The organism is Xanthomonas sp. NCPPB 3959 (assembly GCF_056675575.1).
Map to the genome: position 1 here is coordinate 19072 of NZ_JBWWVR010000011.1, position 23728 is coordinate 42799.

Genomic DNA, 23728 nt, shown 5'->3' on the forward strand with positions numbered 1-23728 from the left:
AGTTCCGTTACAGAGCAAATTCATAAGTGACTGTTTCCTCAGATATTTCCAAGCCTGGCAAGGCCCCTCAAGAACACACGCCTGCCATGAAGCAATTCTTCGCCGCCAAGTCGGACTACCCCGACCTGCTGCTGTTCTTTCGCATGGGCGATTTCTACGAGCTGTTCTACGACGATGCGCGCAAGGCCGCGCGGCTGCTCGATATCACGCTGACCCAGCGCGGCAGTTCCGGTGGTGCGCCGATTCCGATGGCCGGCGTGCCGGTGCATGCCTATGAGGGCTATCTGGCGCGGCTGGTGGCGTTGGGCGAGTCGGTGGCGATCTGCGAGCAGATCGGCGACCCGGCGCTGGCCAAGGGCCTGGTCGAACGCAAGGTGGTGCGCATCGTCACGCCCGGCACGGTCACCGACGAGGCGCTGCTGGACGAGCGCCGCGACACGCTGTTGATGGCGATCTCGCGCAGCAAGCAAGGCTACGGTCTGGCCTGGGCCGATCTGGCCGGCGGGCGTTTTCTGGTCAATGAAGTGGACAGCGTGGATGCGCTGGAAGCGGAAATCGCGCGCCTGGAACCGGCCGAGCTGCTGGTGCCCGACGAAGACAACTGGCCGGAATTCCTGCGTGGACGCGTCGGCGTGCGCCGCCGGCCACCGTGGTTGTTCGACGCCGATAGCGGCCGTCGTCAGCTGCTGGCGTTCTTCAAGCTGCACGACCTTTCCGGCTTCGGCATCGACGACAAGCCGTGTGCCACTGCAGCGGCCGGCGCGCTGCTCGGCTATGTCGAAGAAACCCAGAAACAGCGCTTGCCGCATCTGACCTCCATCGCGATGGAAGTGGCCAGCGAGGCGATCTCGATGAACGCGGCCACGCGCCGGCATCTGGAGCTGGACACGCGCGTCGATGGCGACACCCGCAACACCTTGCTCGGGGTGCTGGACAGCACGGTCACGCCGATGGGCGGGCGCCTGCTGCGCCGTTGGCTGCACCGTCCGCTGCGCCTGCGCGAGGTGCTGGTGCAGCGCCACCACGCAGTCGGCAGCCTGATCGACACCGGCGCCGATGCCGACGTGCGCGAGGCTTTCCGCGCGCTTGGCGATCTGGAACGCATCCTCACCCGCGTGGCACTGCGCTCGGCGCGCCCGCGCGATTTTTCCACCCTGCGCGATGGCTTGGCGCTACTGCCGAAGGTGCGCACGATCCTTGCGCCGCTGGATTCGCCGCGCCTGCAGACGCTGTACGCAGAACTCGGCGAACACGATGCCACCGCGCATCTGCTGATCAGCGCAGTGGCCGAACAACCGCCGCTCAAACTCAGCGACGGTGGCGTCATCGCCACCGGTTACGACGCCGATCTGGACGAGCTGCGCCGCCTGTCCACCAACGCCGACCAATTCCTGATCGACCTGGAACAACGCGAACGCGCCAGCAGCGGCATCGCCACGCTCAAGGTCGGCTACAACCGCGTGCACGGCTACTACATCGAGATCAGCAAGGGCCAGGCCGAAAAAGCTCCGCTGCACTACAGCCGCCGGCAGACGCTGACCAATGCCGAGCGCTACATCACCGAGGAACTCAAGAGCTTCGAAGACAAGGTGCTGTCGGCGCGCGAGCGTTCGTTGTCGCGCGAAAAACTGTTGTACGAAGGCCTGCTCGACGCACTCGGCGGCGAGCTTGAAGGCCTCAAGCGCTGCGCCAGCGCATTGAGCGAACTGGATGTATTGGCCGGCTTCGCCGAACGCGCGCAGGCGCTGGATTGGTCCCAACCGGAACTGGACAGCGCGCCGTGCCTGCGCATCGAACGCGGCCGCCACCCGGTGGTGGAAGCGGTGCGCGACCAACCGTTCGAACCCAACGATCTGGACCTGCACACCGACCGCCGCATGCTGGTCATCACCGGCCCGAACATGGGCGGTAAATCGACCTACATGCGCCAGAACGCGTTGATCGTGTTGCTGGCGCATATCGGCAGCTATGTGCCGGCCAGCCGTGCAGTGATCGGGCCGATCGACCGCATCCTCACCCGCATCGGTGCCGGCGACGATCTGGCCCGCGGGCAATCCACCTTCATGGTGGAAATGGCCGAAACCAGCTACATCCTGCATCACGCCACGCCGCAATCGCTGGTGCTGATGGACGAAATCGGCCGCGGCACTTCAACCTACGATGGGTTGGCTCTGGCCGACGCTGTCGCACGCCATCTGGCCCACACCAATCGCTGCTACACGCTATTCGCCACGCATTATTTCGAACTCACCGCACTGGCCGACGAATCGCATGCCGGCGGTACCAGCGGCATTGCCAACGTGCACCTGGATGCAGTCGAACACGGCGAGCGCCTGGTGTTCATGCATGCGGTCAAGGACGGCCCGGCCAATCGCAGCTTCGGCCTGCAGGTCGCTGCGCTGGCCGGCTTGCCCAAGGCTGCGGTCACCCAGGCACGGCGCCGACTGGCCGAACTGGAACAACGCGGCGGCGAAAGTCACAGCGCGCAGATGGCCCCGGCCGCATTGGATGCGCCGCAGCAGTTCGGCCTGTTCACTGCGCCATCCTCTGCCGCGCAAGAAGCACTGCAGGCGCTGGACCCGGACGAACTCACGCCCAAGCAGGCGTTGGAGGCGCTGTATCGGCTGAAGGCGTTGCTGTGAGTGCGGGGATTCGAGAGTCGGGATTTGGGATTCGTAACAGCGGCGCTTGCGGATCCGTTGCGGCAACGGGGTTGGGTGGCCGTTTGAATGCTGGTTCGGGGGATTCGTCACGGCGTAGCTGCAAGACTGAAGCTTGCGTGGCCTGCTAATCCAGTGCAGTTGCAGATTGTGCGTTCGGTTGAATGCTGCCCTGCGATCGCGCAGAGCGCGCTGCATCACGCTCCGCGCGGTTTGCTCTGCTGCCGCGACAGGCGCACCCTGCCTCGACGTTTTGTCCAACCGGAGAGCACACCGATGACCACGTCCGCCTCGTTGACCGACCAACTGGCCGCGCAACTGCAGGGCCCGCAGTTGCAGCAACTCGCCAGCCGGCTCGGCATCGCGCCCGAGCAGGCGCAATCGGCGGTGCAGACCGCCCTGCCACTGTTGATGGGCGCACTGGGCCGCAACAGCCAGCAGGCCGGCGGCACCGATGCCTTGTTGGGCGCCCTGCAGCGCGACCACGCCGGCTGCCAGGACATCGGCAGCCTGCTTGGCGCGCTGCTGGGCGGCTCGGCCAATGGTGCGCAAGGCAATGGCGCCGGCATCGTGAGTCATCTGTTCGGCGACAAGGCACCGCAGGCGGCGGCAGGCCTGGGCAAGGCCACCGGGCTGGAAACCAGCAAGGCCAGCCAACTGCTGCAACTGTTGGCGCCCATCGTGATGGCGTATCTGGCCAAACGCTTTCTCGGCGGCAATGCAGCGGCTGGCGGCAATCAACTCGGCCCGGCCTTGGCGCAGGAACGCCAGCAAGTCGGCAGCAATAGCGGCGTCAGCGGCCTGCTGAGCAGCGTGCTGGATCAGGATGGCGACGGAAAGCTGGGCCTGGGCGATGTCATGAAACTCGGCGGCAGCCTGTTCGGCAAGCGCTGACAGGTCGCTGCCGTGCGCCTGGGTTTCGCCCGGGTGTCTCCTCGCCATCCATAGCGACACGCTATCGATATGGTTGAATAATTCGAATTCCCCAAACGATCGATGCTCCTTATCGTGTGCACACGCCGCCACGATGAGTCCGCCTGATGCGCACCTCCGCCAGTCACATTCCGGATACCGGCCTATACCGGCCCCTGCGGGCAGGCGCTAGCATCGGCACACGCGGCGACGATGCTCGATGACCCCACGGCCGCATGTGCGCCTTCGATCGATCACCATAGCTGACGCATTGCCCACCACTTCGACTCCACCAGCACGTGTCCGCAGTTTCGGCACACAGCTCCCCAAGTGCTCACGCACACAGGTATTGCCATGACAACCGAAGCAAAGTGCCCGTTCAATCACGCCGTCGTCGGTACCGGAACCACCAACCGCGATTGGTGGCCCAAGCAGCTGCGTGTGGACCTGCTCAGCCAGCATTCGAGCAAGTCCAACCCGCTGGGCCAGACCTTCAATTACGCCGAGGCGTTCAAGCGCATCGATCTTGCTGTGCTCAAGCAGGAACTGCGCGCGCTGATGACCGATTCGCAGGACTGGTGGCCGGCCGACTTCGGCCATTACGGTCCGCTGTTCGTGCGCATGGCCTGGCATAGCGCCGGCACCTATCGCATCGGCGATGGCCGTGGCGGCGGCGGTCGTGGGCAGCAGCGCTTCGCACCGCTCAACAGCTGGCCCGACAACGTCAGCCTGGACAAGGCGCGCCGCCTGCTGTGGCCGATCAAGCAGAAGTACGGCCAGGCGATTTCCTGGGCCGATCTGATGATCCTCACCGGCAACGTCGCGCTGGAAAGCATGGGCTTCAAGACCTTCGGATTTGCCGGCGGCCGCGAAGACACCTGGGAGCCGGATCAGGACCTGTACTGGGGCCGCGAAACCAAGTGGCTGGGCGGCGACGACCGCTACTCGCGCGGCTCGCCGGGCGTGGACGAAGCGCACGGCGTGCTGGTGAAGGACGACGACAGCGAAGTGCCACACACCCGCGATCTGGAAAACCCGTTGGCTGCCGTGCAGATGGGCCTGATCTACGTCAATCCGGAAGGCCCGGACGGCAAGCCCGACCCGGTTGCTGCCGCGCGCGACATCCGCGACACCTTCGCGCGCATGGCGATGAACGACGAAGAGACCGTGGCACTGATCGCCGGCGGCCATACCTTCGGCAAGACCCACGGCGCCGGCCCGGCCGACAACGTGGCCGCCGAGCCGGAAGCCAGCGACCTGGAAAGCCAGGGCCTGGGCTGGCACAACAGCTACGGCACCGGCAAGGGCGCAGACACCATCACCAGCGGCCTGGAAGTCACCTGGACCACCACGCCGGCGCAGTGGAGCAACGACTTCTTCGATCACCTGTTCAAGTTCGAGTGGGAGCTGAGCAAGAGCCCGGCCGGCGCACACCAGTGGGTGGCCAAAAATGCCGACGCCATCATTCCCGATGCGCACGATGCCTCCAAGAAGCACCGGCCGACCATGCTGACCACCGATCTGGCGCTGCGCTTCGACCCGGCCTACGAAGCGATCTCGCGTCGCTTCCACGAACACCCCGACCAGTTCGCCGACGCCTTCGCCCGCGCCTGGTTCAAGCTCACCCACCGCGACATGGGCCCGCGTTCGCGTTACCTGGGGACCGAGGTGCCGAGCGAAGAACTGCTGTGGCAGGACCCGGTGCCGGCCGTCGACCACCCGCTGGTCGATGCGCAGGACGCCGCTGCTCTCAAGCAGACCATCCTCGATTCCGGCCTGAGCGTGGCGCAGCTGGTCTCCACCGCGTGGGCATCGGCATCGACCTTCCGCGGCTCGGACCAGCGCGGTGGCGCCAACGGGGCACGTCTCCGTCTGGCACCGCAGAAGGATTGGCAGGCCAATCAACCCGAGCAGCTGGCACAGGTGTTGGGCACGCTGGAACGCATCCAGGCCGAGTTCAACAGCGCGCATGCCGGCGGCAAGCAGATCTCGCTGGCCGACCTGATCGTGCTGGCCGGTAACGCGGCTGTCGAACATGCAGCGCACGCCGCAGGCCACAGCGTCACCGTGCCGTTCGCGCCGGGCCGCACCGACGCCTCGCAGGAGCAGACCGATGTCGAATCGTTTGCCGTGCTCGAGCCGGTGGCCGATGGCTTCCGCAACTTCGCCAAGCGCAGCTACGCGGTGCCGGCCGAAGCGCTGCTGATCGACAAGGCGCAGTTGCTCACTTTGACCGCGCCCGAGTTGACCGTGCTGGTCGGCGGCCTGCGCGTGCTCGGCGCCAATGTCGGCGACTCGAAGAATGGCGTGTTCACCACCCGTCCCGGCGTGCTGAGCAACGACTTCTTCGCCAACCTGCTCGACATGCGCACCGAGTGGAAAGCCACCTCCGAAGCGAAGGAAGTGTACGAAGGCCGCGACCGCAGCACCGGCGAACAGAAGTGGACCGGCACGCGTGTGGACCTGGTGTTCGGCTCCAACTCCATCCTGCGTGCGGTCGCCGAGGTCTACGCCAGCGCCGATGCACAGGAAAAGTTCGTGCACGACTTCGTCGCTGCCTGGACCAAGGTGATGCAGCTGGATCGGTTTGATCTGGCGTAACAGCGGCGATCAGGACGACGGCACTCGCCATCAGGCGGGTGCCGTCGTTGCTCGGGGCGGCACTTGCCACGCGCGCTCTTCCGAATGCGCGGCCCGCGCGCCACTGACGATTGCTGGCTACTTTTGCCGCCCAATCAAGGTGGCATCGAGAAGCTTGCATCGAGCAGGCCCTCGAGAACGGATGGCGGTTGCGGCGACGTTGGTTTCCACGCTTCAAGCGCAACGCAAACAGATGACCGCATTGACGCAAACGCCCCGAATCACCGGGGCGTTTGCGTTTCCATCATTCCAGACGCAGCACGACTATCACGCAGCGCTACAACGCGTCGATATCGCCCAACGCAGTGATCAGCCGACGCGCGCGCTTGTCCGGCTTGCCGACGGGTGCCCGATAGCCGGTGCGTTCGGCCACGCGCTGCAGCCGCCACTGCGTGCGTCCCTCGCGTGAGGCGTCGCTTTCCACGTACAGCGCCTGCGCGACGGGTGCCGGGCCGCGCACGTCGCTCAACGCGGCAACCGTGATTTCGAAGATTTCACCGCCACGGTCGATGCGCAACTGCTCGCCCTGGCGTACCGCACGCGATGGCTTGGGCCGCTGGCCGGCGACATCCACCTTGCCGTTGTCCACCGCCGTCTTGGCCAGGCTGCGGGTCTTGAAGAAGCGTGCCGCCCACAGCCAGACATCCAGCCTGACCGTCGTCGCTTGTTCCACCAATTGAGTCATCGCGTTGTGCTTGCCGTTGGGTCCATGGGATGCATGCCGGTGTGGTCATCTCGCTGCATCGGCGCGGTGCAACCGGCTGCATCGAGCGAGAAATATCTGGGCAACCGCGCCGGAACTCAAGCGCCACCGCCGGCCAGATCCAGCCTGCCTGCCACACACTGGCTGACCGATACAGGCAAAGCTGCATGGCACGTGTGGTGCCCCGTGACATCAGCCTGGCGAGCTCGCTCTTCCACGGCTGTTGAGATTCGCCAGGCGACCGCACGCGGCACACACGCCAATGCTAGTGTTCGCAGCTTCCGCACCACGGCGCGTCTGCGATGCCTAAATCCGCTGTCCTGACCGAAGGCCCGATCGGCAAGAATCTGCTGCTGTTCGCACTGCCGATCCTGGCGGGAAACATCGCCCAATCGCTCAATGGCTCGATCAATGCGATCTGGGTAGGCCGCTACCTCGGCGAGGCGGCACTGACGGCCGCAGCCAACGCCAACAGCATCATGTTCTTCCTGATCGGCTCGGTGTTCGGCATCGGCATGGCTTCCACCATCCTGATCGGCCAGGCGATGGGCGCGCGCGACATCGCGCAGGCACGCAAGGTCATGGGCACCAGCGCCAGTTTTTTCGGCGGCCTGTCGGCAGCGATTGCGGTCTTCGGCTGGTTTCTGGCGCCGCATCTGTTGACCGCGATGGGTACACCACCGGCGTCGCAGACATTGGCCGAGGAGTACCTGCGCGTCATCTTCCTGGCGATGCCGCTGATCTATGTGTTCGCATTTTTGTCGGCGGCACTGCGCGGCACCGGCGATGCGCGCACACCGTTCCGCTTCTTGCTGGTGTCGGTGGTGCTGGACATCGTGTTCAACCCATTGCTGATCTTCGGTCTCGGCCCGTTTCCGGCACTCGGCATTGCCGGTGCGGCCTGGGCCACGCTGCTGGCGCAGGTGGTCGCACTCGGCGGGTTGCTGCTGTATTTACGCAAGAAACGCCACGTCCTTTGGTTGGGGCGCGGCGATCTGAAGCTGTTCCGGATCTCACCGACGATCCTGCGCGCGCTTATCGTCAAAGGCGTGCCGATGGGCCTGCAGATGGTGCTGATCTCGCTGTCCATGATCGCGATGATGACGCTGGTCAACGGCTTCGGCACCGACACTGCAGCCGCTTACGGCGCAGCGCTGCAGCTATGGACGTATGTGCAGATGCCGGCGATGGCGCTGGGCGCTGCCTGCTCCACGATGGCGGCGCAGAATGTGGGTGCGGGATTGTGGAATCGCGTGGATGCGACCGCACGCACCGGCATCGTCGCCAACTTTTTGATGACCGGCATTCTGATCGTGCTGCTGATCCTGTTCGATCACTGGACGCTCGCGCTGTTCCTGCCGACCGACAGCCCGACGCTGGAAGTGGCGCGGCATCTCAATCACATCGGCATCTGGTCGTTCCTGCTGTTTGGCGTGAGCTTTGTGATTTCCGGCGTGGTGCGCGCGACCGGCGCGGTGATCCCGCCGCTGCTGATCCTGGCATTCGGTCTGTGGGGTGTGCGCGTGCCGCTGGCAAACGCCTTGATCCCGCATCTGGGAGCCGACGGCATCTGGTGGAGTCTGCCGATCAGTTCGGTCTGCTCGATGCTGCTGTCGCTGGCGTATTACCGCTGGGGCGGCTGGCGCAAGGCGCGCATGTTGACCACACCTGCGGATCCGGCAGAGCTGGCGGCCGCTGCGGAGGTTCCGGCACACCCGGCCTCGCCGGTCGCCGATACGGCACCGTTGACGGAATTGCCGAGGCCTCGCCAGCGCTGATGTCGACTGGCAGTGCGGAGAACAGACGCTCGCGCGCCCACACGTTCCCGCGAACGTTGTGGGATCACCACCTGCCGATTCCTGAATCCCGATTCCCGTAACGCAAACGGCCGCCCGAAGGCGGCCGTTTGGCAGTGGCAGAAACAACCTGCCAGTGTGACTTACTGAGCCTTGGCAGCAGCCTGGCGAGCAGCCTTGGCCTGCGCAGCGGCGGCCAGATCTTCCTTGATGCGGGCAGCCTTGCCTTCCAGACCACGCAGGTAGTACAGCTTGCCGGCGCGGACCTTACCGCGGCGCTTCACTTCGACCGAGTCGATGATGGCGCTGTGGGTCTGGAACACGCGCTCGACGCCGAAACCGTGCGAGATCTTGCGCACGGTGAACGCGGAATTCAGGCCGGCATTCTTGGTACCGATCACGACGCCCTCATAGGCCTGCACGCGCTCGCGATTGCCTTCCTTCACCTTGACGTTCACCACAACGGTGTCGCCCTGGTTGAATTCCGGCAGCTGGCGCTGAATCTGGGCGGCTTCGAAGTCAGCCAGGATGGTCTTGTTGAGTTTGCTCATGATGGGCACCGCGTGTCTGGTGATATTGGACCGGCAGTCGCCGCACGGCGATTGCTCGAGGTTCGTAGGAGGGCCAGACGCAAGGCTGGCCAGCAAGCCGCATATTGTACCCCAATCAATGTTGCAAGAGCTAGGGGTGAGCCCTTATTACTTGTCGCCGGGTTTATCTTCGTCTGAGGCGAGTTCGCGACGAAATTCCTCCAGCAAGCGGCGATCGTTTTTGTCCAACCCGGCCTCGTCGAGCAGATCCGGGCGACGCAGCCAGGTCCGGCCCAGCGACTGCTGCCGACGCCAGCGCGCAATTGCAGCGTGATTACCCGAGCGCAGCACATCCGGCACATCGCCCCAGTCATGGGTCGAGGGATGGCTGTAGTGCGGGCAATCCAGCAGACCCTGCGGGCCTTCGAAACTGTCCTGGGCCGCAGATTCGGCGTCGTTCAACACGCCTTCCTGCAACCGCGTCACCACATCCACCAGCACCGCTGCGCCAAGCTCGCCACCGGACAACACGTAGTCGCCGATGGAGATTTCCATATCCACCGCCTGCGCCAGAAACCGCTCGTCCACGCCTTCGTAGCGCCCGCACACCAACACCATGCGTGGCAACTGCGCCAGCTCGCGTGCGAGCGGCTGGGTAAGCGGCCGCCCCTGCGGGCTGAGGTAGATCACCGGTGCAGGACGCGTGTCTGCGGCCTGCACCGCAGCCAGACAGGCCCGCAACGGCTCGATCAACATCACCATGCCTGGCCCACCACCGAACGGACGGTCGTCCACACGGCGGTAGTTACCCTGCGCATGGTCACGCGGATTCCAGCCCTGCAGTTCCAGCAAGCCACGCTCCTGCGCCCGCCCGACCACGCCGAAAGCCGCGCATTGCGCGATGAACTCGGGGAACAGGCTGATGACGTCGATGCGCACTGGGAATCGGGAATCGAGAGTGGGAAATGGGTAACGCTAGAGCAGAGCGGACGCGCTGCTCTGAACAGAAATTCCGATCAGAAATCCGGATCCCAGTCCACCACGATCAAGTTGGCTTCGAAGTCGACCGACTTGACGAAATCCGGCAGCACGAACGGCACCAGCCGTTCGCGATCGCCGCGTACCACCATCACGTCGTTGGAGCCGGTAGAGAACAGATGCGACACCGTGCCGAGCTTGACGCCCTCGACGGTTTCCACCTGCAGCTCTTCCAGATCCACCCAATAATATTCATCGGGCTTGGGGGGCGGCAGCACGCTGCGCGAGACGTAAATCTCGATCCCGTGCATGGCTTCGACGGTGTCGCGATCGGAAACGTTGGGGAATGTTGCGACCAGATGCTTGCCCTGATCGCGCCCGCGCGCTCCGCTCAGTGTCGACTCCTCACCCGAGGGCGTACGCAGAATCCACGGTTGGTACCGGAAGATTGCGCTACGCGGCTCGGTCCAGGACTCGATCTTGAGTTCGCCCTTGACACCGAAAGCGCCGGCAACCCTGCCCAGCAGGATACGGCGCTCGGTCTGTTTCATCTGCGTCAGCTAGGCCGAGCGATGCGCTCGGCCCTCCCAAATCAGGCCGCAGCGGCCTGAGGCTTGGATGCTTCGCGATACAGGTTACGCACCTTGTCGGTCAGCTGTGCGCCCTGGCCGACCCAATGGTCGACGCGCGCGATATCCAGCACGACGCGCGGTTCTGCGCCCTGTGCAACCGGATTGTAGTAACCCAGACGCTCGATGTTGCGGCCGTCGCGCGCGCTGCGCACGTCGGTCACGATGATGTGGTAGAACGGACGCTTCTTGGCGCCGCCGCGGGTCAGTCGAATCTTGACCATGGTGTCGTTTTCCTGAGTTGCCCAGTCGCCAGAGTGGCGCGGTAAGCCGGCGATTATAGCGGGCACCGGCGGCGAAGCCAAGTCACCCTGCGACCGCCCCACGCCAAGCCTCAGATCGCTTGCCAGGCATGGGTTTGCAGGGCCTGCTCCAGCAACGGCAGCTGGGCCGCATGCGGGCCCCAGCGGGCCGGCCCCATCGCCACGATCGCCTGCTGCCCGCGCGCATTGCAGGCGAAGGCGCCATCGAAACGATCCAGTTCGTCCAGTTGCACCGGCCGCCGAATCTGGCTGATCCCCAGCGTTTCCAGCCCGGTCTGCAGCAATTGCTGACGCGTTCCCAGCAAGGCCGGTCCCTGCGGCCAGACCACGCCGCCGCGCTCCCACAAACCCAGATTCCAGAACGCGCCTTCCAGCACCCTGCCCTGCGGATCCTGCAACACGACATCGTCGTGATCGGTATTCATGGCCAGCCGGCGCAGCCGCAACAGCGGAAATGTCCCAACATGCTTGAGCTCGGGCTGATCGCGCACATAGCTGGTCACCTGCACACGCAGCCCGGTCTCGGGCATGTCCGCTGGCGGCGACACCGCAACCAGCACGTCCAGCGCGACCTCGCGCAAGGGATCGCGAAAGTCGTAATCCTGCGCAAACACGGTGACGCGCAGGCTGGCATCGGCCATTGTCGAGGCTTCCAGCGCGGCGTGCATTTGCAGACGCAATGCCTCCTGCGCCAGCTCCATGCCGAACAGCGCGCTACTGCCCTGCTGTAGGCGCTGCAGATGCAGATCCAGCCCGAGCGCGGCACTGCTGCGCACCTGTAGCGTGGTGAAGTGCCCATAGTTGATCAGCGCGGCAGCCCCGAGCTGCGCAGCGCTGGCGGGTACGCCATTGCAGAAGATCACCGACATAACAGCGCCTGCGCGTCAGCCCACCACTGCGTTACCACCTGCGCGGCCGGCTGCGCGGGTGCCATCCAGGCCGATTGCCCGGCCCAGGCCTGCATGGCATCCAGGCGGTTGTCGCGCGCGGCGGCCTGGCGCATCGGCGCGGTCAGCGCGCGCTGCACCGGATACGGCGCGGGCGGCGGCGCATCTGCAGCACTGGCGGCACGCAGATACGGCGTGACCAGCGCACGACCCAGCCGGCCGGAGAATGCGCGGGTCGGCTGGGTCTGTTCCGGTTCGGCCTGCGTCAGTGCGTCGGCCCAGGCGCTCGGCAGTGCAGCCTCGGGCGTGCGCAGCAGGCCGGTACCGATCTGCACTGCACTTGCGCCCAGTGTGAGCGCCGCAGCAATGCCGCGTGCGCTGGCGATGCCGCCTGCGGCGATCACCGGGATGTGCAGGTGATCGACCAATCGCGGTAACAAGGCGAACAACCCGGTCGTCTGGCGCTCGGCCTGGCTGGCATCGAAGGCGCCACGATGGCCACCGGCTTCGGCCCCTTGTGCGACCACCGCATCGGCGCCTGCGGCCTGTGCTGCAAGCGCTTCGTCCAGTGTGGTGGCGCAGGCGAACCAGGCGATGCCGGCAGCCTTCAAACGCGCAACCTGATCAGGCCGAAACAGCCCCATGATCGATGAGGCAACCGCAGGACGTGCGGCGAGCAAGGCATCGAACTGTGCGTCGAAGTCGGCTGGCGTTGCGTCGCCAGCGGCTGCAGAAACTGGCGGCCCCCACTGCGATAGAAATTCCCGCATGCGCGCTTCTGCATCTGCGTTGCGTACCGGTGCAGGATCGGGAATCCATAGATTGATCTGCGCAGGCCCGCTGCTCGCGTCACGAAACGCCATCATCCATGCCACGATCTCCTGCGGCTGCGACAACACCGCACCCATCGCGCCCATGCCACCGGCTTCGGCAACCGCCATCGACAACGGCACTGGGCAAGCGCCGGCCATGGGGCTGAGCAGAATGGGAACGCCTAAGCCAAAACGCCGGCAAAAACGCGCGACGTTTGCGTACCGGCCATCCGACGCAAGCGACGGTGTCACCGACACCTCAGTGATCGCCTTTGAGGAGCTGCACGATTCTGGGCCATTGCATCTGCCGAGCCAGATCCAATGCCGTCTTGCCCGATGGCGTGCGCAGCGACGCATCCGCGCCATGCTTCAACAGCAATGACACCGGCTGATAGTTGCCCGCCAACGCATCGCGCTGCAACAGCGTCCAACCGGCGTCATCGCGGAAATGCACCATGTCCGGCTGATCGCGCAGGCCTTCGTCGAACTTTGCGCCCATGTTCTCGCTCATCGGATGCTCGCGCTCGGACGGAGCCTGTTCCGTCGCAGCGACCTGAGCCGGCTTGCTACCGAACATCTTGCCGAACAAGCCACCTTTGCGCTCCGGCACAGGTGCAGGCACCAGGCGCACTACGCCCGGCTCACCGAAGTCCAGGCCCCACGCAGCGTCGTGCTCGGCGCGCTCGCCCTGCGACATCGTGCGACGCATCGCTGCAATGGTATGCCCGCCGTAGACCTGGCCATCGACCACGTACATCCAGTCTTCCAGGTCGGTGAGCGGTGCAGACACGGCGTCACCGGCAGTGAGTCCTGCGATCCATTCCGGATCGTTGAGCAGGCTGCCGGAGACCTGCTCGCCATCGAACTGCACGTCGGAGATCCACATATGCTCGTGCGAAGGCGCATCAATCGCGGAAGCATCGGTGGCGAAAGGCAGTTTCACTGCCGCCATCTCCAGGCCCGGCACGATGCGGCGATATTCCCAGGACAGTTCGCGCCAGAAAAACTTGAAGGTGTCGCGCGCTGCGGCGTAGGCCGCCTGCAGTGCAGCGTCTTCATCGTTTGCGAAATACATGCGGTTATCGGTCATGGTTACCTCGACTAAGAGCCGCCTACAAAACTACTTCACGCCAGTCTAATGCAGGCCGGCTGATCTGCGACAAGGCTGCAGGGCCCTTGCCCGCCCACCATCGCGGGACACGCCGCAAGTACGTCCGTGTAGGCTCTTACGCGGCATCCATGCCGCGTAAGGTCCCGCGACGGTGGGCGGGCAAGGACAAGTCAAGATGGTCGGTGTGCGTAGCTCTTCTCAAAGCAACCGACTCACTCTCTGGTGCGGTGTCCTCGCCGATTGCGGGACCGTGTGGCGGCATGGATGCCGCCACCGAGCCCCCAGGGACGGGTTCACGGCGTGTCCCGCGAGCGGTGAGGGCACCGCGCGCTCGACCAACTCAGCGTTTGACCTGGGCGTTTGACTGCATCCACGCAATCGCAGCTGCATCTGCGCGATGCCCTACATTGCCAGCGCAGGGACCGTGTGGCGCGGCGCTGGCCGCGTCAGCGCATTACTGAACTCAGCGGAACGGCATGCCGCCGCGGCCGCCCATGGCGCCCATCATGCCCTTCATGTTGCGCATCAGGCCTTTCATGCCGCCGCCGGCCAGCTTGCCCATCATCTTTTCCATCTGCTGATACTGCTTCATCAGCTTGTTGACGTCGGCCGGCTGCATGCCCGAGCCGCGCGCGATGCGCGAGCGGCGCGAGCCGTTGAGCAGCGCCGGGTTGCGGCGCTCTTTTTTGGTCATCGAATTGATGATCGCGATCATGCGCGGCACTTCCTTGCCGGTGACCTGCTGCTTGACGTTGTCCGGGATCTGGCCCATGCCCGGCAGTTTGTCCATCAGCCCATGGATGCCGCCCATGTTTTGCATCTGCTCGAGCTGTTCCTTCATGTCGTTGAGGTCGAACTTCTTGCCCTTGGCGACCTTGGCGGCGAGCTTGGCAGCCTTTTCCTGATCGACGCTCTGCTCGACCTGCTCCACCAGCGACAGCACATCGCCCATGTCCAGGATGCGGCTGGCGACGCGGTCGGGATGGAACACGTCCAGGCCGTCGGTCTTTTCGCCGGTGCCGACGAACTTGATCGGCTTGCCGGTGATGTAGCGCACGCTCAGCGCGGCACCGCCACGGGCGTCGCCATCGGTCTTGGTCAGCACCACGCCGGTCAGCGGCAGCGCTTCGCCGAAGGCCTTGGCGGTGTTGGCCGCGTCCTGGCCGGTCATCGCATCGACCACGAACAGGGTTTCGGTCGGGTTGACCGCGGCGTGCAGCGCCTTGATCTCGTCCATCATCGCCGCATCGATCGCCAGGCGACCGGCGGTATCGACCAGCAGCACGTCGACGAACGACTTGCGCGCGTCGCTGATGGCGGCGCGCACGATGTCCACCGGCTTCTGCGAAGCGTCGGAGGCGAAGAACAGCACGCCGACCTGTTCGGCCAGCGTCTTGAGCTGCTCGATCGCGGCCGGGCGATAGACGTCGGCCGAGACCACCATGACCTTTTTCTTGCGCTTTTCCTTCAGGTGCTTGGCCAGCTTGCCGACCGTGGTGGTCTTGCCCGCGCCCTGCAGGCCCGCCATCAGGATGATCGCCGGCGCCGGCACATTGAGGTTGAGGTCGGTGGCGGCCGCGCCCATGACCGCGGTCAGTTCGTCGCGGACGATCTTGATCAGCGCCTGGCCCGGGGTCAGCGACTTAAGCACTTCCTGGCCGACCGCACGCACCTTGATGCGTTCGATCAGCGCCTGTACCACCGGCAGCGCCACGTCGGCTTCGAGCAATGCGATGCGCACTTCACGGGTGGCTTCGCGGATGTTCTCCTCGGTCAGGCGGCCGCGGCCGCGCAGGCGCTCCATGGTGCCGGAGAGACGTTGGGTAAGGGACTCGAACATGCGCAAAGGACCGCGTGAGGGGAAACGGGCGTCGATTATAGCGGCACAGGCCAATCGGCCGCCCTGCCCGGCCGGGCATGCCCGCTCTTCCGATTCCCGATTCCCGGATTCCCGATTCCGGCGCCAGCCCCCAGTGTGCGAAACTTCCACGATGACAATCGTTCTCATCGCGTTCGCCTTGTATCTGTTGGCCACCGCGCTGCTCACCCGTTCGGTGCTGCGCGATGGCAACCAGGCGCCTGCACGCTGGCTGATACCGGCGCTGGCGGCAGTGGCGTTGCACGCCGGGTACCACGTGCTGGTGGCATTCCGCACCGCCGGCGGGCCGGACATGCACTTCTTCGCGGCACTATCGCTGTGCGGGCTGGGCATGGCCGCGCTGACGGCGGTGTTCGGCGGGCGCGGGCGCATGGCGGCGGTGGGCGTGGTGGTGTTTCCGCTGTCGGCGATTCTGCTGGCCTGCTATCACGCTTACGGCCATGAGCCGAGTTCGGATCTGGGCTGGCGGCTGGAGCTGCATGCCTGGATGGCGCTGCTGGCCTACGCCACGCTGGGGATCGCCGCGCTGCTGGCGATCATGCTGTGGTTGCAGGAGCGCGCGCTACGCCGACGCGATTTCCATACTTGGCTGCGTGCGCTGCCGCCGTTGACCGAGTTGGAGACGTTGCTGTTCCGCACGATCACGGTGGGCTTCGTGCTGCTGAGTCTGACCCTGCTGACCGGCCTGCTGTTCGTGCAGGACTTTCTGGCGCAGCGGCTGTTGCACAAGACCGTGCTCAGCATCCTGTCGTGGATCGTGTTCGGAGCGCTGCTGATCGGCCGCTGGCGCAATGGCTGGCGCGGCACCAAGGCGGTGCACTGGACGCTGACCGCGATGGCGCTGCTGGTGCTGTCGTTCTTCGGCAGCAAGTTCGTGATCGAGCTGGTGCTGGGGCCGCGCTGATGGTGTTGGCTTAAGTAGCCTCCTGGTCTCACCGTGGTTGCGGTACCCGCGCTCAGGCATCCAGCGCAGCGCTCACCGTGGCCCACGGCTGATCCGGGCCAGCGCTGGCGAAGTGATAGGCGATGCGGCGGCGGTAGATCTCGCCTGGCCGCAGGATTGTCGACGGGAAGTTGGGGTGATTGGGCGCATCCGGGTAGTCCTGCGGCTCCAGACACACGCCCCGGCCCAGGCCGGGATGATGTGCGTCCAGGTGCTGGCCTTCGTAGAGTTGCACCGCCGGTGCATCGCTGATGATGCGTAGCGCCACGCCACTGTGCGGCGAATACAGCTCGGCAACGCAATCGGCGTCGGCGGCCAGCACCAGGCATTGGTCGTAGCCTTTGCCGAGCACCACCTGTAGATGAGATGGGTCAGTGTTATCGGCCAACGCGGCAGCAAGGCGGAAATCGAACGGCGTGCCGGCGATCGAAGCGATCTCTCCAGTGGGAATCGATTCGGCATCCACCGGCAGATAGCGATCGGCCGGCACGCGCAGCACCTGCCGCGCGGCACTGTGATGCGGGTCGCCGGACAGGTTGAAATATGGGTGATGGGTGAGATTCAACGGGGTGGCGGCATCGCACTGCGCCTCGAAGTCCAGCTGCAGCTTGCGTCCCTCCAGTTGCAGCCGCGCACGCACCTGCAGATTGCCGGGATAGCCTTCTTCGCCATCGGGCGAGTCGTAACCCAGCAACACCTGATCCGAGGTGTGCTCCAGCACGCGCCACACACGCCGCCCGAAGCCGCGTAGGCCGCCGTGCAACTGGTTGCGCCCTTCGTTGGCTGCCAGCATGTGCGTCACACCATCCAGCGTGTAGCGCGCGCCGGCGATGCGATTGCCGAAGCGGCCAACCAGAATATTGAGGCTGTCGCCGTCGGCCGCGTAAGCAGGCAGGTCCGGCAAGGCCAGCAGCAGCGGCACCACGCCATGTGCGGTGGTGAGCCGCAGCACATGCAGGATGCCGCCATAGGTGAGCACTTCCGCCTCCAGCCCGGCATCGCTGCGCAGCGTAAGCGCGTGGACCTCGACACCGTCTGGCAACTGCCCGAATACGCGCTGCATGGATCGTCCCTCCGATACTGGAAGCTGGCGAGCATAGCGGGAGAGCGCCGTTGCCGACCATGCCGATGCGCGCATCTTGACGCTGGCACTCGCTTTCCACGGCAACTAGCACCGAATGGGCGTGCAGACCGGGCTTGCCGGTGGACGAGCAGCCGGGTCTGCTACTGCAGATCTAGCCAAGTGCAACGGGTGCAGCGGCGCACTGGCAAAACAACGGTCTGACCGTCCTGGTCGACGCGGGATTGCCGGTACCGTCGCCGACCACTACACCAGCTGCCACACCGCCGCCGCGTAGCTAAGCGCGCTGCAGGACTGGATCGACCTGCACGCACCGGAGCCGTGAATCTGTCGATCAAGTAGCGCTGCCCGAACGCGTGGTGGTGACCGCGAAGGATGGCGGCGGCTACGACATCGCCCGTGGATGTTTGCAAGCTGCGGCAGGCCAAGTACTTCAAGGTCAGCGCCAGTCCCAACGCAGTGAGCGCGTGGCGATTCAGGTGTCATCTTCCCCTGCGTCCGTTCTTTTCGCCATCATTCGGCGCAGCCTCCTGTTGCTAAGGGTCAGCCCCTCTACACGGCCCTTACCATTGCTGACGAAAGTGATGGTTCCACGGCTGCTCGAGAAACGGTTGCCGCCCACCGGATCGAGGGAGAGCTCATATCCACGGGGCCAGGAAAGCCGCAATCGCCCATCCACGAACGCAACGGTGTACGTCATGTCGGTCTCTTCGCTGTGATAGGTGCCGGTCAGTGCCACCAAGTCGGACTGAGCAGGCAGGGGCTCGGTGATCTTCACGAACTCCCGTGTGGTCGGCCAAAAGTCGCGCACCACCAATCGGAAATCGCCAACCCGGCTTGAGGGTCGGTGAAACATCCACTCGTGCGGTTGGTCGCTAGGGCGGAAGACATCGCTGCCTATCGGAACTAGACCAGAGGCTCCGGCCGGCCTCAACGCATTGTCCTTCCAGTCGAGTCGTATCAGTTCATCGGTCTGTGGGCTCCAATAGGTCCCGGCCAAGGCCGACTGCGCCTCGGGAGCCATCCGTACAGCAGGGGCGAGGCGTGCAGGCAGATTCAAAGGCTCAAGGTAGATATCGGCTATTGCGCGGGTAATGCTTGCCGGTTCGGTCGTCGCGCCATTGCAGAGCGCGACGATGGCCAGGCGCTGATCGGGGAAAAGCAAGGCATCCGACCGAAAACCCACGTCGGCGCCATCATGGCTGATGAGCTTCAGGCCCCGGTACTCGTCAAGCCGCAGTCCACCGCCATAGTTGATCCTGGTCCCGTCGCGGAGCGTGCCTGACTCCTTCATTTTGGCAATCAAGGTCTGGCCACCGACCTGACCGTCGATTAGATTCCGTTCCCACTTCAATAAGTCGCCGACTGTTGTGAGAAGGCCGGTCGAACCGTAGTGGGTGATCGTAAGCGGGGCGAAGTCCCAGGTTGCGCTTCCATTCGTAACATAGCTCAGCGCCCTGTTTGCGACGACCTCGGTATAGCGGTCGCTGAAGTGGGTGTCGGTCATGCCGAGCGGGACGAATATCTCGTCCTGTGCGAATTGGCGGAGCGTCTTGCCGGAAACGCGTTGGACAACGACGCCAAGAAGCGTATACGCAGCGTTGCTGTAAACCACCTCAGCGCCGGGTTCAAAGTTGAGGCCATGCTGGTGGGTCAGCGCCCAGATGACATCGGACTCGGTGTAAATGTCGGAGTCGCGCCATCCGGCCAGGTTGAGCAATTGCCCCTGTTCTCTGAGGCCATTGGTGTGATGTATCAGGTCGCTGATTGTGATCGCGTCTGCATAGCCAGCGAATTCCGGGATGTATTTTCGGATGCTGTCGTCGTAGGAAAGCTGGCCTCTTTCCTCCAGCAGGCCGATGGAGAAGGCTGTGAACTGCTTGGAAATCGACGCGGCATGGAAGACGGTTCCAGGAGTGATTGGCGTGGCGCTGGAGAGGTCTGCAGTCCCAAAGCCCTTGGCATAGTCGAGGACCTCGTTCACCGAGATACCGACAGCGCACCCAGGCGTTTCTCCCGCCTTCCATTTTGAGAGGATGGCGTCCACCTGGTGGTGGCGACTGGCCACAACCGAGTCGATCCGCTCGGCCTGCGCGATCTGAGCAGATGCAGCCACTGCAAGAAATGCCGTAGCGATAACAGCGTGCAAATGCATGGCATTGCTCCTGAAGCTGACTTGGATCGAACGGAATCGGAGCCGATGTCTCCCGTGCATTACAGTACATAAATAATCAAACGCATTGTTGTGCGTTTTGTTACACCATATTCGCATTGGATTAGACGCACCAAGAAGGGAGCTTGCAAAGGCCCCTCTGATGGCGCTTCTTCAGCGATGCGCCGACGCAGTTGGACCTTGAAACTGTGCATGGCGGGGCTCCTGCGAGCTGCGGCGATGCAGCTATGGGCGCAGACATCGGTCCTTGCTCGTAATACGCTGGCGCCACGCCTGCCGATCTGGCAGTGCGTGAACGACTCGACCAACCCGCCCAGGAGCGACAAGCCGATGCAGTGGATTTCCCTCGCGTTGCAAATCCCGCGCAGGCGGATGTTGCAATCAATCGTCGCCGCTGCATTGATAACGAACGCACTTACCGCATCGGCTACCGAGGTCAAGGTGAGCGGTACGCTGCGGGCGGACCAGCCCGGTGCGCAGGTGTCGCGTCAGCTGTTCGGCCAGTTCGCCGAGCATCTGGGTACCGGCATCTATGGCGGGGTGTGGGTCGGCGCGGACTCGGCAATCCCCAATACGCGTGGCTATCGCAACGATGTGGTGGCCGCGTTGAAGGCGATCGCAGTCCCGAACATTCGCTGGCCCGGCGGCTGTTTTGCCGACGAATACCATTGGCGCGATGGCGTCGGGGCCCCGGCCAAACGCCCGATCAGCATCAACACGCACTGGGGCGGTGTGGAAGAGTCCAACCGCTTCGGCACCCACGAATTCATGAACTTTACCGAGCTGCTTGGCACCCAGGCCTATATCGCCGGCAATGTGGGCAATGCGGCGCCGGACGAGATTGCGCAGTGGGCCGAGTACATGACCGCGCCCACGCGCTCGAGCCTGGCCCAGGAGCGCCGCGCCAATGGCCGCGATGCGCCGTGGCAGGTGCCCTACTTTGGCGTGGGCAACGAGCTGTGGGGCTGCGGCGGCAATATGCGCGTGGAATATGCGGCCGACGTGTATCGGCGCTACCAGACCTTCGTCAAGGCGCCGGCCAATCAGAAGATCCTCAAGATCGCGCCCGGCCCCAACAACGACGATTATCACTGGACCGAAGTGATGATGCGCGAGGCCGGCACGTTGATGGACGGCCTGAGCCTGCACTACTACACCGTGCCCGGTGGCTGGCCGCCGCGCGCATCGTCCACCAATTTCGACGAAACCGCCTGGATCGATACGCTGTCGCGCACGCTGGTGATGGACGAGCTGATCACCAAACACAGCGCGATCATGGACCGCTACGATCCGGACAAGAAAGTGGCGCTGGTCGTGGACGAATGGGGCACCTGGTACGCCGGCCTGCCCGATGCGAACCCGGGCTTTCTGCATCAGCAAAACAGCCTGCGCGATGCGCTGGTGGCGTCGTTGAATATCGACATCTTCAGTGCGCATGCCGAGCGCGTGCGCATGGCCAATATCGCGCAGATGGTCAACGTGCTGCAGGCGATGATCCTCACCGACGGCGACAAGATGGTGCTGACGCCCACCTACCACGTGTTCGCGCTGTACAAGCCGTACCAGGACGCCACCTACCTGCCACTGCACTTGCAGACGCCCGAGTACCGCCACGGCGATGTGCATGTGCCCGCCGTGCACGGCTCGGCAGTCAAGGCCAAGGATGGGCATGTGTATGTCGCGCTGACCAATCTGGATGCGAACTCGGCGGCGAACGTGAGCGTGCAGGTAGAAGGCCTGTCGCCGAGCAGCGTAGACGGGCAGATCCTCACTGCGCCGGCGATCACCGCGCACAACACCTTCGCCCAGCCACATGCGGTGGAGCCGAAAGCGTTCAAGGGAGCGCGCGTGCAAGGCAAGGCGTTGAGCGTTGCGCTGCCGGCGCATTCGATTGTGATGCTCAAGCTGGAGTGAGCGATGGTGACGGCAGACGCGTTGACTGAAAGCCGCCGGCGCGCTTGGTTGTCATGTCCAAGGTGGAATGAGCAACAGCGGCGGCGGTAGCTGCCGCCGTTGTAGTTGATCAGGAACGATGACTTGGGGCGCTGCACTTTTCAAAGTGAACCGCTTGCAAGCAACTTGGCACGCATTTGCGAGTCAACGCATCACGCCTTTGTGCGCCTTATTGACCAGAGCGCAGGGCACAAAGGGTTGCAACTCAGATGCTGGCTATGCACCGGTTGCTGCTTGAGCTGGCGCAGATGTCAGCGCTGGCTCGGCAATGCGCCACTCCGCCGGCAGGCGTTCAAGTACGTGGTCCATAAAGGCGCGCACCTTTGGAGTGAAGTCGCGGCGGTCGGCGACGCACAGGTAGATCCGTAGCGGTTCTGGCGCGGCCTGGGTCGTTCCGCGGGTCTCGGGCACGAACAGCGGCTGCAGCTGACCGCGCTGCAGATACGGCTGCACGACATACGCGGCCAGTCGTGCAATGCCGCCGCCGGCAGCGGCCATGGTGGCGAGCGCATCGATATCGTCGCTGACCATCGCCTTGCCCAGCTCCGGCTGGAAGCGCACGCCATTGCGGACGAAGCTCCAAGGCAGACAACGCCCATCCACCGGGTAACGCAGCAACAGGCAGTGGTGGTACTTCAATTCGTCCGGGGTCTGCGGGGTACCGCAACGGGCCAGGTACTCGGGCGCCGCGCAGACCACCAGCGGCACCTGCGCGATGCAGCGCGCCACCAGGCCGTCTTCCAGCTGTGCTTCGATGCGCAGGCTGACGTCCACGCTTTCCTGCGCGTGCTGCACGGCGCGGTCGGTGCACAACAGCTCGATCTCCAGTTGCGGATAGCGCTGGCGCAGCGCCGGCAACATCGGAGCGAGCACATGGCGCGCAAAAGCGGCGGTGCTGGCCACGCGCAAGCGCCCGGCCGGGGCCTGCTGCGGACCGGCGACCGATTGCCGCGCGCGTTCCAGGTCGCGCTCCAGCTGCCGCACCTGTTCGAAGTACAGCGTGCCGCGCTCGGTGAGTGCCAGGCTGCGCGTGGTCCGGTGCAGCAGGCGCACGCCCAGATGCTGCTCCAGCCGCGCGATGTTCTGGCTGACCGCAGCCGCGCTGACGCCGAGCAACTTGGCTCCGCCGGCAATGCTGCCGGCATCGACGGTGCTGACAAAACTACGGATGGACTGAAGAATGTTCATTGTTGAGGCAAGTATTACCAAACGATTCGTAAGTTTTTCTTACGTAAGCCACAAGGCTACGCGATCTACCCCGGCCGCGGTGGCGCCTCTACAGTTCCCTTCACGCCGCGGTTGTGCGGCAGTCGAGGTCATCCCCATGTCGTCATCTCCACCCTCCTCTCCGTTGGCGCGACCGCGCTGGAAACTCGGTGTGCGCGCCACCCCGTTCGTCTTCGCGTTCTACATGGCCGCGATCATGGCTTTGCTGATGTGCCTGGTCATCACCGGCGCCAACACCGGGCTGGCACCCGGCTATCTATGGCGCGTGCTGGACGCCTACCGCATTGCGATGCCCACCGCGTTCTGTTGCGTGCTGGTGGTGCGGCCATTGGTGATACGACTGGTGGCGTGGACGGTGCACGCGGGGCATTGAAGTGCGCGTGGATGTGCATCTGCCGGTCGCAGACAAGTGCTGCCGCGCAGCACGGCACAGACCGCGTTTGCGACCGCCGTCATGCCAATGATGGATTATTCCGTAATGAACACCACGGAACTGAAACACGCCCGACAATTGCTTTGACACTGAAGCAGCACCTGCGCAGCGTCGCTTC

At 64.4% G+C, this 23728-nt stretch carries 19 protein-coding genes; 7 read left to right on the plus strand and 12 right to left on the minus strand.

Annotated elements, in window-relative coordinates:
- Positions 1–86 precede the first annotated feature (86 nt).
- The 3 genes from mutS to katG all read left to right on the plus strand — a co-directional run bounded on the left by mutS (position 87) and on the right by katG (position 6173).
- Complete coding sequence (gene mutS / locus AC1KVG_RS13860; protein WP_481094782.1) at positions 87–2642, plus strand: DNA mismatch repair protein MutS; 2556 nt, start codon at positions 87–89, stop codon at positions 2640–2642.
- 294 nt (positions 2643–2936) lie between these two features.
- A complete protein-coding gene (locus AC1KVG_RS13865; RefSeq protein ID WP_481094783.1) occupies positions 2937–3554 on the plus strand; it encodes a DUF937 domain-containing protein in 618 nt (205 codons plus the stop codon).
- 372 nt (positions 3555–3926) lie between these two features.
- Complete coding sequence (gene katG, locus AC1KVG_RS13870) at positions 3927–6173, plus strand: catalase/peroxidase HPI (RefSeq protein ID WP_481094784.1); 2247 nt, start codon at positions 3927–3929, stop codon at positions 6171–6173.
- A gap of 316 nt (positions 6174–6489) precedes the next feature.
- Here the strand turns inward: katG and AC1KVG_RS13875 are convergent, their stop codons facing one another.
- A complete protein-coding gene (locus AC1KVG_RS13875) occupies positions 6490–6897 on the minus strand; it encodes an RNA-binding S4 domain-containing protein (RefSeq protein ID WP_481094785.1) in 408 nt (135 codons plus the stop codon).
- A gap of 320 nt (positions 6898–7217) precedes the next feature.
- Here AC1KVG_RS13875 and AC1KVG_RS13880 point away from each other — a divergent pair, with 320 nt between their 5' ends.
- A complete protein-coding gene (locus AC1KVG_RS13880) occupies positions 7218–8693 on the plus strand; it encodes an MATE family efflux transporter (protein ID WP_481094786.1) in 1476 nt (491 codons plus the stop codon).
- Between the two features lie 161 nt (positions 8694–8854).
- Here AC1KVG_RS13880 and rplS read toward each other — a convergent pair whose 3' ends face one another.
- The 8 genes from rplS to ffh all read right to left on the minus strand — a co-directional run bounded on the left by rplS (position 8855) and on the right by ffh (position 15761).
- Entirely contained in the window at positions 8855–9262 is a 408-nt protein-coding gene (gene rplS / locus AC1KVG_RS13885; RefSeq protein WP_006449159.1) for a 50S ribosomal protein L19, read from the minus strand.
- A gap of 147 nt (positions 9263–9409) precedes the next feature.
- Complete coding sequence (gene trmD / locus AC1KVG_RS13890; protein WP_481094787.1) at positions 9410–10180, minus strand: tRNA (guanosine(37)-N1)-methyltransferase TrmD; 771 nt, start codon at positions 10178–10180, stop codon at positions 9410–9412.
- 77 nt (positions 10181–10257) lie between these two features.
- Positions 10258–10770: a ribosome maturation factor RimM gene (gene rimM, locus AC1KVG_RS13895; RefSeq protein ID WP_055818725.1), complete on the minus strand. Its 513-nt coding sequence runs from the start codon at positions 10768–10770 to the stop codon at positions 10258–10260.
- Between the two features lie 41 nt (positions 10771–10811).
- Positions 10812–11072, minus strand: coding sequence for a 30S ribosomal protein S16 (gene rpsP / locus AC1KVG_RS13900; RefSeq protein ID WP_006449156.1), 261 nt, complete (start codon positions 11070–11072; stop codon positions 10812–10814).
- Between the two features lie 110 nt (positions 11073–11182).
- Entirely contained in the window at positions 11183–11980 is a 798-nt protein-coding gene (locus tag AC1KVG_RS13905) for an aminotransferase class IV family protein (RefSeq protein WP_481094788.1), read from the minus strand.
- Positions 11971–13062, minus strand: coding sequence for an NAD(P)H-dependent flavin oxidoreductase (locus AC1KVG_RS13910; protein ID WP_481094789.1), 1092 nt, complete (start codon positions 13060–13062; stop codon positions 11971–11973). Before AC1KVG_RS13910 ends, AC1KVG_RS13905 begins: the two co-directional genes overlap by 10 nt.
- Before the next feature lie 7 nt (positions 13063–13069).
- Positions 13070–13900 (minus strand): DUF2314 domain-containing protein, encoded by an 831-nt coding sequence (locus AC1KVG_RS13915; protein WP_481094790.1) that lies wholly within the window; start codon positions 13898–13900, stop codon positions 13070–13072.
- Positions 13901–14384: 484 nt separating this feature from the next.
- Entirely contained in the window at positions 14385–15761 is a 1377-nt protein-coding gene (gene ffh / locus AC1KVG_RS13920) for a signal recognition particle protein (RefSeq protein WP_023903200.1), read from the minus strand.
- Positions 15762–15912: 151 nt separating this feature from the next.
- On the opposite strand from ffh, the gene AC1KVG_RS13925 reads away from it, so the two are divergent.
- Positions 15913–16704, plus strand: a complete 792-nt coding sequence (locus tag AC1KVG_RS13925) for a cytochrome C assembly family protein (RefSeq protein WP_006451596.1) — start codon at positions 15913–15915, stop codon at positions 16702–16704.
- A gap of 52 nt (positions 16705–16756) precedes the next feature.
- On the opposite strand, the gene AC1KVG_RS13930 is transcribed toward AC1KVG_RS13925, so the two are convergent.
- Positions 16757–17806, minus strand: a complete 1050-nt coding sequence (locus tag AC1KVG_RS13930) for an aldose epimerase family protein (RefSeq protein ID WP_481094791.1) — start codon at positions 17804–17806, stop codon at positions 16757–16759.
- Positions 17807–18299: 493 nt separating this feature from the next.
- Positions 18300–19979: a serine hydrolase domain-containing protein gene (locus AC1KVG_RS13935; RefSeq protein WP_481094792.1), complete on the minus strand. Its 1680-nt coding sequence runs from the start codon at positions 19977–19979 to the stop codon at positions 18300–18302.
- Positions 19980–20327: 348 nt separating this feature from the next.
- Here AC1KVG_RS13935 and AC1KVG_RS13940 point away from each other — a divergent pair, with 348 nt between their 5' ends.
- On the plus strand, positions 20328–21911 hold the full coding sequence (locus tag AC1KVG_RS13940) for an alpha-N-arabinofuranosidase (RefSeq protein ID WP_481094793.1): 1584 nt from the start codon (positions 20328–20330) through the stop codon (positions 21909–21911).
- Positions 21912–22166: 255 nt separating this feature from the next.
- Here the strand turns inward: AC1KVG_RS13940 and AC1KVG_RS13945 are convergent, their stop codons facing one another.
- Positions 22167–23138: a LysR family transcriptional regulator gene (locus AC1KVG_RS13945; RefSeq protein WP_481094794.1), complete on the minus strand. Its 972-nt coding sequence runs from the start codon at positions 23136–23138 to the stop codon at positions 22167–22169.
- A 136-nt stretch (positions 23139–23274) separates the two neighbouring features.
- Here AC1KVG_RS13945 and AC1KVG_RS13950 point away from each other — a divergent pair, with 136 nt between their 5' ends.
- A complete protein-coding gene (locus AC1KVG_RS13950; RefSeq protein ID WP_023903163.1) occupies positions 23275–23550 on the plus strand; it encodes a DUF2798 domain-containing protein in 276 nt (91 codons plus the stop codon).
- Positions 23551–23728: the final 178 nt, after the last annotated feature.